The following is a 10,059-nucleotide window of genomic DNA, read 5'->3' on the forward strand; positions in this document are numbered from 1 at the left end:
AACCTCTTTCACCCCATGTACGGCGGCCCTGAGAATTCCGGCGGATGGCGGCGTCGCTACCGTAGCCGAACGCGGCCTCCCGCCATCGTCTTGGGGCTGGCTTCCCTCGTCGCCGGCGTCCTCCTGTCCCGACGGCGAATACGTCTTGCGAGATCACCATGACCGTTGAAATGACCTACACAGCCATAGCGACCGCACGAGACGGAGCTTCACCAAGCGTCGCAGTCGAAGGCGCGGACCTGGACCTGGCGTTGAGCACGCCTCCGGAGCTCGGGGGCCGCGGAGGCGCGGGTGCGAACGCCGAGCAGTTGTTGGCGGCGGGCTACGCTTCGTGCCTGCTCTCCGCCTTGAGGCTCGCGGCTCTGCAGCGACAGCTGGACGTCAGCGGGGCGGAAGTCCGCTGCGTTCTCGACCTTGTGGGCCGCGGCGCCGCCTTCGAAGCCTCGGCTCGATTGGAGGCCGACATCCCCTCGCTGCCGGAAGCCACCGCGCGGGAACTGCTGGAGGCGGCATGCGCCGCCTGGCCATACGCGGCGGATCGCGGCGTCAAGATCCCGAACGTCGAGCTCGCAGGCGCGGGCGAAGCCCGAGGGGCCACGCCAGACGTCGCGGCGCGGCAGGAGGCGACGGACGGCGGCGGCTACGCCTGAAAACGATCAACTCGAGAGGACCAAGTCATGGCTGACCAACGCGAGATCACGGAGAAGTTCTGGAAGGCGGTGAAATCGGACCGCACGGTGATGCTGGGCTTGGTGGGTGTCGAGGACGGCATGAGCCAGCCGATGACGGCGTTACTGGAAGACGACGCCGGCGGGCCGTTGTGGATCTTCTCCTCCAAGGACACCGATCTGGTTCAGGAGCTCGGAGGGGCCTCACCCGCCCTGATGCACTTCTCCTCGAAGGGGCACGAGCTGTTCGCCACCGTCGAGGGTCAACTGATCGCCGACAACGACCGCGCCGCAATCGAGCGGCTTTGGAACCCGTACGTCGCCGCCTGGTACCAGGGCGGAAAGGACGATCCTAAGCTTCAGCTTCTGCGCTTTGAGCCCGAACACGCCCAGATCTGGCTGAACGAGAACAGTTTGTTCGCAGGCGTGAAGACCCTGCTCGGGCGCGACCCGAAGAAGGACTACGGCGACAAGGTCGCCGAGGTGCGGCTCTAGCCTCGCCCTGAACGGGACAGGAGGCGGCCGTCGGGGCTAAGCTTCGGCATGTCCGCTTCCACCCCGCTGGACCGGCCGGCCTGGTCGGCGCTCAGCGGCCCATGGGCCGCACTGACGATCGCCAACGGTCCGGCCCGCCGGCTCGCACCCGACTTCGGCCTGTTCGCCGCCGCGCCGGATCAGGGTCCGGAGAGCCTCGCCGGCCTCGGCGGGCTGGTTCAATCGCACGGAGAGGTCGGGCTCATGGAGTCGGAACCGTGGCCCGCTGCCCCGGGCGCCACCGCCACCCACGCGGTCTGCTGGCAGATGGTGGCGCTGGCGCCGCCGCCGCCGCCCGATCCCGACTTCGAGATCCTGCCGCTGACCGACGCCGACGCGCCGCAGATGCTCGAGCTGGCGACGCTCACCAAGCCGGGGCCGTTCTTCGGCCGCACGCACGAGCTCGGCGCGTTCATCGGCGTAAAGGAGGGCGGCCGGCTCGTGGCCATGGCCGGCGAGCGGATGCGGGCGACGGGCTTCACCGAGGTCAGTGCGGTCTGCACCCACCCGGATTATCGCGGGCGCGGCTACGCGGCGGCGCTGATGAGCCGGGTCGCGCAGAAGATCTTCGCCCGCGGCGAGCGGCCCTTCCTGCACACCTACGCCGACAACCTCGGCGCGATCGCCCTCTACGAGAAGCTGGGCTTCGCCTTCCGCCGGGAGATCATCCTGACGCTGCTGGCGCCCGCCTGATCCCAGACATGCGAACGCCGGCCGCGCGGGGGGCGCGACCGGCGTCGTCTGCGCCGCGGGCCGTGCGGCGCATCACGCGTCAGGACGCCTTAGCAGGCGTACTGGCGCCTGATGGTCATCCGGCGGCCGGTGTAGGGATCGCGGACCCGCTCGCGGACCGTGCAGGTGCGTCCGCCATAACCGTAGCCGTAGCTCGGGGCGTAGTTGTAGGGCGTGCCGTAGCCGTAGGACGTTCCATAGCTGTAGGGCGTGCCGTAGCTGTAGGGCGTGCCGTAGGAGCCGCGGCCGTAGTACGGATCCTGATAGTAGCCGCCGTTGTAGTAGCCGCGGTTGCGGCTGTTGCCGGCCAGGGCCGCGCCGATCGCCAGGCCGGCCACGCCGGCGACGATCGCCGCGGCGGCCGCGTCGTTGTTCCGATCACGGTCGCGGTGGCGATAATAGCTCTGGGCGTTGGCGGAGGTCGCGCTGGCCGCGACCGCGCCGCCGAAGGTGACGGCCGCCATGGCCGCAACGAGGGACTTACGCATCTGACTTTGCCTCCTGTCCTCGGCCTTGGAGCGCCAAGGGCCGGAATCTGAGGAAAGTGTTAACGGCGCCGGCCTGAACCCGTGCTGAACGCGGCGGTCAGGTTGCGCTGCCCGAGCGTCAGCCGCCATGTTGCCCGCCCAGAACACCCGAAGGGACCCAAATGGCCATTTCGCTCTACGACGTCAGCGTGACCAATTACCTGCAGACCCTGCAGGCGGTTGCAGGGTTCCTGGACAAGGGCCTCGCCCACCTGAAGGCCGAGGGCAAAGATCCCGAGCAGTTCGTGGAGACCCGGCTCTTTCCCGACATGCTGGACTTCCGCTTCCAGATCGCCTCGGTGACCCAGCACTCCCTCGGCGCCATCGAGGCGGCGAAGGCGGGCGTGTTCACCCCGCCCGTGCCGAAGGGCGAGACCTACGCTGGGCTCCAGCAGCGCGTCGCCGACGCCCGCGCTGGGCTGCAGGCCCTGAGCCGCGAGGAGGTCGAAGCGCTCGAGGGCAAGGAGATGGTGTTCGCGCTGGGCGAGCGGCGGCTGCCGTTCACGGTCGAGAACTTCATCCTGTCGTTCTCGCTGCCGAACTTCCACTTCCACGCCACCACCGCCTACGACATCCTGCGCGCCAACGGCGTGCCGCTCGGCAAGCGCGACTACATGGGTCCTCTGCGCATGAAGACGTGAGCGCCACCGTAGCGGGATGCGCCGCCGGCGCCGCAACCGGTGGGCGACGCCAGGGCCCGATAAGCGTGCGAGACCTCCGCCCATGCTTGACGTACCGGCGCCGCCTCCCGCAGGTTTGACGGAACAACCACGTCGCTCCGCGTGAAGGAGGGCGGGATCGCCGTTGCCGCGGCAGGAGGAGGACAGTTGAAGACGGCGTCATTGCGCGCGTGCGCGCCCGCGTTCTGGGCAGTTGACTTCGGACCCTGGTCCGCATGAGCGCCGCCGCCATAACCTCCACCGAGCGCAAGCTCGGCGCCGGGACCAAGCTCCTCTATGCGATCGGCGCCACCGCCACGAGCCTGAAGGCCCGGGCGCTCTCCACCTTCCTGCTGATCTTCTACAACCAGGTGGTCGGCCTGCCGCCCCGGTATGTGGGCCTGATCCTGATGGCGGCGATCGTCGTCGACGCCATCGTCGACCCACTGGTCGGGCAGATCTCCGACAACTTCAAATCCCGCTGGGGCCGGCGCCACCCGTTCATGATCGCCGCGGCCCTGCCCTACCCGCTCGCCTTCTTCCTGCTGTGGAATCCGCCGACGGACTGGAGCGATCCGATGCTGCTCGGCTGGCTGGCCGTGCTGCTGATCGGGGTGAGGATCCTCGACACCTTCTTCGAACTGCCGCACCAGGCGCTCGCGCCGGAGCTGGCCTACGAATACGACTCCCGCACCCGTCTGATGGCCCTGCGCCACTTCTTCACGGTGATCGGGGGCCTGGGCATGCAGGTCATGGCCTACCGGGTCTTCCTGAAGGAGAACCCGGACGGCTCCGGCGGCGTGCTCGCGAGAGACGGCTACTTCATGTACTCGCTGGTCGGGGCGCTGATCATCTTCGCGACGATGGTCATCTCGACGCTGGGCACGCTCAACCAGGTGCCCCACCTGCGCCAGCCGCCAACCCGGAAGGTCAGCCTGAAGGTGATGGCGCGGGAGGTGATCCAGACCCTCTCCAACCGGGCCTTCCTGGTGATCACCGGCGCGGCGATGTTCATCTCCATCGCGGTGGGCGTGCGCAACGGGCTGGAGCTCTACATCGGCCTCTACTTCTGGAACCTGACCCAGGGCCAACTCGCCACCCTGGCCACCGTCAGCGTGGTCGGCGGCTTCATCGGCACGGCGCTGGCGCCGGTCGTCGCCTCGAAGCTGGGCAAGAAGTTCGGACTGATCGCAGTGTTCGGGAGCGCAGTGCTGGTGCACGTCACCCCCGTGTCCCTGCGCCTGCTGGGCCTGGCGCCCGCCAACGGCACGCCCGAGCTCCTGATGCTGATCTACGGCGAGGAGATCATCAACTCGACCTTGGCGGCGGCTACCGGCGTCATCCTCGCCTCCATCGTCGCCGATGTGGTGGAGGACGCCGAGGTCAAAACGGGCCGAAGGTCCGAAGGGCTGCTGCTCTCGGCCACCGCGTTGGTGCGCAAGATCGTCTCCAGCGGCGGCCCGCTGATCGCCACCATGGTGCTGACCCTGGTCGCCTTCCCGATCAACGCGGAGCGGAGAGAGGTCGCGCCGGAGGTCTTGCACAGCCTCGGCCTGGCCTATGTGCCGACCGTCCTCGGCCTCTACGGAGTCGCCATCGCCGCGCTGTTCATGTTCAACATCAGCCGCCAGAAGCACGAGGAGAACCTGCGGACCCTGCGGGACGCCGCCGCGCTCGCCGAGAACGTCTCCACCAGCGACGAACCGGAAGGCCCGGTCCCGCCGGTGCCCGCGCCGACCAGGCGAGGGTGAGGCGCGCCTCCTCGCCCCGAGGCGAAGCCCGAGGGGAGAGGAGACTAAGGCGCCGAGCCCGCGCTCGTCCCGCCGCCCCCGCCCTGCTCCTTGGCCGCGGCCTCCTCCACGCGGGCGCCGCGCAGGATCCCGGGCAGCGAGTAGTTGCCTTCGTGGCAGGCGTATTCGTAGATGGGCTCGGGGAACTGGCCGAACTCGTACTCGCCGCTGAACGGCTGTTCCCAGATCGTCGGGTCCTCGATCGTGTAGCGGGAGTGGATCCGGTCGGGCGCCACGCGGGTGAAGCGCTCGGTGACCTTCAGGTTCTCCCAGGCGCCGCGGTAGGCCTGCCGGCGCGGGATGTTGGTGGTCTCCACCACCAGGGTGTCGCCCTCGTACCAGCCGACGGAGTCGCCGAACCAGGGCCGCACCCCGTCCGTGCGGTGCTTGGCGTTCAGCCGCACGATCCGCATGTCGTGGACCATCTCCACCAGTATACCCACGTGGTCCGGCGACTGAACGAAGGTGTAGTTGTTGTTGTAGAAGCCGTTGGGCAGCATCGGCGGGCCGCCGTTGCGGCCGAACGAGACGATGCACCGCTCGCCCAGCCCGCGGGTCTCGTAGCTGTCGAAGCTGCCCATCCGCGCCTCGCCAGCGCCTGACCCGGACGTCTGGGTCAGGCCGCCGAAGCCGCGTTCCGGCGGGGCGCCGGGCTTGCGGGCGGGGGCCTGGCCGTCGGGCGTCAGCAGGAACGACGTGCGCGGCTGGCCGCCGACGCGCATCACCGACGCGCCGGGATCCAGCCAGCCGCGGTTGTAGCCGCCGACGGCGCCGCCCGCCGCGGACTGCGGGGTTTCTGTCCGGGGCGCCTCGCCGCCGGCCGCCGGCGCCGGGGCGTTGGGGTCGGTGGGTCGGTTGCCCGCCTCGACCAGTTGGGCGGCGCGACCTTCCAGAGCCTTCGCCTCCTCCTCGGTGTAAGCCAAGCGGTCCTTCACATTGGCCGGACGCGTCTCGCGGGTCAGGGTGGCGTTAGTCCAGTTCCCCGACAGGTCCGGCTGGCCGAAGGCGTTGCGCGGCGCCTTGTAGGCTGCGGCCTTGGCCTGGGCCGCGGCGGGGCCGGCGGCGATCAGCGCCATCGGCGCGGAGGCCAGGCAGGTTCCGAGGGCGAGGATGAGGGCGCGCTTCAAGGTGACTTCTCCCGGGCGTCGCGGTCTTCCGCCACGATCGTCCGCAGATTGTAGGAAGCGCTGACTACCGGGGCAACGGTTCTCGTAACTCAGGTACGGGAGCTTACGGCGCCGAGCCCGCGCCCGCCGCCCGCGGAGCTTTGGCCTGCTCGGCCTCCTCCACACGGGCGCCGCGCAGCATGCCGGGCAGCGCGTGGTTTCCCTCGTGGCAGGCGTACTCGTAGATCTGGCCGTCCAGGGGGCTGAACTCGTATTCGCCGCCCCAGGACTTCTCCCACATCGTCGGGTCGTCGATGGTGAACTGGTAGTGGATCCGCTGCGGCCCCACGCGGGTGAAGCGCTCGGTGACCTTCAGGTTCTCCCAGCTACCGCGGTAGGCCATCCGCTGCGGGAGGTTGGTGGTCTCGACCACCAGGGTGTCGCCTTCCCACCAGCCGATGGAGTCGCCGAACCAGGGACGAACGCCGTCCTTGCGGTGCTCCTTGTCGTTCAGCCGCACGATCCGCAGGTCGTGGACCATCTCCACCTCGATGATGAAGTGGTCCTTGGTCTGAACGAACTGATAGTTGTTATTGTAGAAGCCGTTAGGCAGCATCGGCGGCCCGGCGTTGCGGCCGAAGGAGAGGATGCAGCGCTCGCCTAGCGAGCGGATCTCGTAGCTGTCGAACTGGCCGATGCGCCCGCCGCTGGCGACGATCCGGGCGTAGGGGTTGGTCGGGGCCGGGGCGCCGGCCTTGCGCGGGGGCGGCTGGCCGTTGGGGGTCGTCAGGATGGACGTGCGCGGCTGCCCGTTCACGCGCATGACCTTGGAGCCGGACTCCAGCCAGCCACGGTTGTAGCCGCCGACCGCGCCGCCGGCCGCGGCGAAGGCCGGATTGATGGTCTGGGAAAGCTCGCCGCCGACCTTGGGCGCGCCCTCGTTGGGATCGGTCGGCGCATCCGCCGCGGCCGCTTCGGCCGCCTCGGCGTTCTCGATCTTGGCCACCTCTTCCTCGGTGTAGACCAGCCGATCGCCGAACGAGGCCGGCCGGGTCTCCGGCGTCAGGCTGACGTTCGACCAGTAGCCCGACAGGTCCGGCTGGCCGAACGCATTGCGCGGCGCCTTGTAGCCGGAGGCCTTCGGCTGGGCGGCCGCCTCGAACGCGCCGAGCGTCAGCGGCGCGGCCGCAAGACAGGTTCCAAGGGCGAGGATCAGGGCGCGCTTCAACGCAGCCTCCCGGGACAAATGCGCCGCGGCCACCCGCACGGCATACCGGTTTTACGATTACCGAGGCCTGTCCGCAATGGCCGTCCGGCCGCGCCGCCCGCGCGCCCGCGGGAAAGAAAAGGGCGGCGGCGCACCTGCGCCGCCGCCCCAGTCGGGAGCTCATAGGCTCTGGAGACTAGAACCGGTACTGCAGCTCCACCCCGAAGGTGCGGGGCTGGACGAGGCCGCGGGTGATGGCCACCCCGGTCTGCCGCAGGTAGGTGGTCGAGCCGACCGTCAGGCCGGGATTCGGGCTGGCGAACACCGCCGTCGGGTTGGTGGAGCCGGTGGAGGTGAAGGCCTCTTCCTCGAAGGCGTTCTTCACGAAGGCGATCACCGAGTAGCGGTCCTCGCCGTCGTTCCACAGGGCCCGGAAGTCGGCCGTGCCGTAGGCCTCCGCCTCGAAGGCGGGGTTGTCGAACGGCTGGTAGATGGTCGAGTCGGTCCAGGTGTAGGTGCCCGAGAGGATCAGGCTGCCGGCCGCGAAGTCGAGGGTGTAGTTGGCGTTGAAAGCGAACTTGTTCTCCGGCGACTGGTAGAGCTTGGAGCCCTTCAGGTCCTGGAAGACCAGCAGCACGTTGTTGGTCACCGCCGTCCCGCCGCTCGGCCGGGCGCTGGGCAGCAGGGCGCTGGGGTCGGCCGGGTCGTAGAAGCAGCAGCCTTCGGTGATCTCGGTGTGCAGGTAGCCGTAGGACGCCGACAGCTGCAGCGCCGGGCTGACCTGCCACATCGCCTCGAGCTCCAGGCCGTAGGCCTCGGCGTCGACGTTGACGAAGTTGTTGGCCGAGGCGGTGCCCGCGGCGTTCAGCTGCTGCAGGTTCAGCTGCAGGTCCTTGTAGTCGTTGAAGAAGGCCGAGCCGTTCAGCTGCAGGCGGCGGAAGAAGGTCTTCTTCAGGCCCAGTTCGTAGGCGTTCACCGTCTCCTTGTCGGCCTCCGGCTGCGGAGCCAGGGTGCCGAGCAGGAAGCCGCCCGACTTATAGCCGCGCGAGTACTTGCCGTAGACCAGGGTGTCGGGATCCGGCGTCCAGTCGAGGTTGATCACCCCGGTGACCGCGTCCCACTCGTTGTCCAGGGTGCGCGAGTTCTGCACGCCCGGGACGGCCGGGTTGAGGTCGGTCGAAACGTCGAAGGCGAACGCGCCGCCCAGCGCGGGGCCGAACGGGCCGGCCGGCGAGAACAGCACCAGGCGCTGGCTCTCCGTCCCGGTCTTCTGGTCGAGGCTGTAGCGCAGGCCCGTGGTCAGCGCGAACTGGTCATTGAACTCATAGGTCGCCTGGCCGAACACCGCGAAGGCGTCCGATTCCAGGTAGGCGTTCCCGTCGACGAAGTTGCGCTCCGGATTGGCCGGCGCGGGGGCGCAGAACAGCGGAGCGCCGATAAAGAAGCAGGGCGCCGCCAGCTGCGCCTGCTGCGGGGCGGCCAGGTGGATCCGCTGACGGTACTGCTCGTGATACTGGTAAAGTCCGACGATCCAGCTCAGCGGGCCGTCCGTCTTCGAGGTCAGGTTGATCTCGTTCGAGTAGTACCTTTTGTGCTCGTTGAAGTCGGTCGTGTAGTCGGTGAAGATCGGCACGGTCGGGGCGACCGGCAGGAAGATCGCCGAGGTGCGGTTGGTGGCGTCGTAGTCGCCGCCGGTCTGGTAGTTGTACTGCTGAAAGCCGCCGATCCACTTCAGGTCGGCCCAGCCCAGGTCGTAAGTGACGTTGGCGATCAGCACGTGGTTGCCGCGCAGGGCGCCGTAGCCGTCGCGGTTGGTGTTCTGGACGTAGGGATCAGCGACGCCCGGATTCGGCGTGGTGACGCCGTACTGGGCGTTGGTCACCAGCCCGCCGATCGGCTGGAACATGCGGGTGGTGTCGTACGGGGTGACCTGGTTGGACAGCCGGTCGCCGACCCCCATGGAGTCGTCCCAGTTGGAGCGGTTGTAGCGGACGAAGACTTCGGTCCGGTCGCCGAGCTCGGCCTCCAGCTGGGCCTCGAAGTAGGTGCGCTTGAACGCGGCGCCTTCGTTGGCGCCGCCGATGTTGTCGATGAAGCCGCGGCGCTGCCAGTCCTGCGAGCCGCCGAGCTTGACGCGCAGATTGTCCGCCAGCGGGATCGAGACCACGCCTTCGACCTTGGTGCGCTCGTAATTGCCGACCGCCACGCGCACTTCCCCGCCGAACTCTTGGGCGGGACGGCGCGACACCTGGTTCATCGCGCCGCCGATGGCGTTACGGCCGTACAGCGTGCCCTGAGGGCCCCGCAGGATCTCGGTCCGCTCGATGAACAGCGGCGACTTGAACAGCTCCGATGAGGAGGCCGAATAGAAGCCGTCGGTGTAGCTGGCCACGCCCGGGTCGTTGCCGACGTAGAAGGTGTTGCGGCCGGCGCCGCGCAGGCTGACCCGGTCCGTGCCGGAGTAGTTCATCCCCGGCGTGAAGTTCACGAAATCCTGGATGCCGGTGATGCCGACGACATCGCGCTGCTGCGAGGTGTAGGCCGAGACGGCCACCGGAACGTCGTTCAGCGCCTGCTCGCGCTTCTCGGCGGTGACGACGATCTCCTCGAGCATGAAGTCGGGATCGTCAGCCGGCGGAGCGTCCTGCGCCAGGGCGGGTTGGGCCAGCGCGAGGGTGGCGACGGAAGCGGAAAGCGCCAGCCAGGTGCGGCGGCGCGCAGTCAGATCGGTCATCAGTTCATCCCCTGAGCGCGCCGGTAAGCAGGCCGAGGGAGCGGCTGAGCTGTGCGCGCGGTGGGCGCCGTCTAATGACCGTTTGAATTGCGCGCCAGCACT

Annotated in this window: 9 protein-coding genes; 5 read left to right on the forward strand and 4 right to left on the reverse strand. The window is 68.8% G+C overall.

The window, feature by feature from the left end; genetic code table 11:
• The first annotated feature begins 158 nt into the window (after nt 1–158).
• The 3 genes from VHK87_RS04925 to VHK87_RS04935 are packed head-to-tail and all read left to right on the forward strand — an operon-like array spanning nt 159 to nt 1,895.
• Complete coding sequence (locus VHK87_RS04925) at nt 159–650, forward strand: OsmC family protein (RefSeq protein WP_329633780.1); 492 nt, start codon at nt 159–161, stop codon at nt 648–650.
• A 27-nt stretch (nt 651–677) separates the two neighbouring features.
• Nucleotides 678–1,163, forward strand: coding sequence for a pyridoxamine 5'-phosphate oxidase family protein (locus VHK87_RS04930; protein ID WP_329633781.1), 486 nt, complete (start codon nt 678–680; stop codon nt 1,161–1,163).
• A gap of 48 nt (nt 1,164–1,211) precedes the next feature.
• Nucleotides 1,212–1,895 (forward strand): GNAT family N-acetyltransferase, encoded by a 684-nt coding sequence (locus tag VHK87_RS04935; protein WP_329633782.1) that lies wholly within the window; start codon nt 1,212–1,214, stop codon nt 1,893–1,895.
• Nucleotides 1,896–1,984: 89 nt separating this feature from the next.
• Here VHK87_RS04935 and VHK87_RS04940 read toward each other — a convergent pair whose 3' ends face one another.
• Entirely contained in the window at nt 1,985–2,422 is a 438-nt protein-coding gene (locus VHK87_RS04940) for a hypothetical protein (protein ID WP_329633783.1), read from the reverse strand.
• Between the two features lie 161 nt (nt 2,423–2,583).
• Between VHK87_RS04940 and VHK87_RS04945 the strand changes: the two genes are divergently transcribed.
• Complete coding sequence (locus tag VHK87_RS04945) at nt 2,584–3,102, forward strand: DUF1993 domain-containing protein (RefSeq protein WP_329633784.1); 519 nt, start codon at nt 2,584–2,586, stop codon at nt 3,100–3,102.
• Nucleotides 3,103–3,356: 254 nt separating this feature from the next.
• Entirely contained in the window at nt 3,357–4,871 is a 1,515-nt protein-coding gene (locus tag VHK87_RS04950) for an MFS transporter (protein ID WP_329633785.1), read from the forward strand.
• Nucleotides 4,872–4,915: 44 nt separating this feature from the next.
• Here the strand turns inward: VHK87_RS04950 and VHK87_RS04955 are convergent, their stop codons facing one another.
• The 3 genes from VHK87_RS04955 to VHK87_RS04965 form a co-directional block, all read right to left on the reverse strand.
• Nucleotides 4,916–6,037, reverse strand: coding sequence for a hypothetical protein (locus tag VHK87_RS04955; protein ID WP_329633786.1), 1,122 nt, complete (start codon nt 6,035–6,037; stop codon nt 4,916–4,918).
• A 103-nt stretch (nt 6,038–6,140) separates the two neighbouring features.
• On the reverse strand, nt 6,141–7,244 hold the full coding sequence (locus VHK87_RS04960; protein WP_329633787.1) for a hypothetical protein: 1,104 nt from the start codon (nt 7,242–7,244) through the stop codon (nt 6,141–6,143).
• Nucleotides 7,245–7,419: 175 nt separating this feature from the next.
• Nucleotides 7,420–9,957 carry a TonB-dependent receptor gene (locus VHK87_RS04965; protein ID WP_329633788.1) on the reverse strand — a complete coding sequence of 846 codons (2,538 nt, stop codon included), beginning with the start codon at nt 9,955–9,957 and terminating at the stop codon, nt 7,420–7,422.
• Nucleotides 9,958–10,059 lie beyond the last annotated feature (102 nt).

Origin of the sequence: Phenylobacterium sp. (genome assembly GCF_036263695.1) — a bacterium.
Classification (GTDB): domain Bacteria; phylum Pseudomonadota; class Alphaproteobacteria; order Caulobacterales; family Caulobacteraceae; genus Phenylobacterium.

Bases quoted from the DNA above. Each gene is read 5' to 3' on its own strand.
- VHK87_RS04945 (WP_329633784.1), top strand. From the start codon at position 2,584: ATGGCCATTTCGCTCTACGACGTCAGCGTGACCAATTACCTGCAGACC.
- VHK87_RS04925 (WP_329633780.1), top strand. From the start codon at position 159: ATGACCGTTGAAATGACCTACACAGCCATAGCGACCGCACGAGACGGA.
- VHK87_RS04935 (WP_329633782.1), top strand. From the start codon at position 1,212: ATGTCCGCTTCCACCCCGCTGGACCGGCCGGCCTGGTCGGCGCTCAGC.
- VHK87_RS04940 (WP_329633783.1), bottom strand. From the start codon at position 2,422: ATGCGTAAGTCCCTCGTTGCGGCCATGGCGGCCGTCACCTTCGGCGGC.
- VHK87_RS04965 (WP_329633788.1), bottom strand. From the start codon at position 9,957: ATGACCGATCTGACTGCGCGCCGCCGCACCTGGCTGGCGCTTTCCGCT.
- VHK87_RS04950 (WP_329633785.1), top strand. From the start codon at position 3,357: ATGAGCGCCGCCGCCATAACCTCCACCGAGCGCAAGCTCGGCGCCGGG.
- VHK87_RS04930 (WP_329633781.1), top strand. From the start codon at position 678: ATGGCTGACCAACGCGAGATCACGGAGAAGTTCTGGAAGGCGGTGAAA.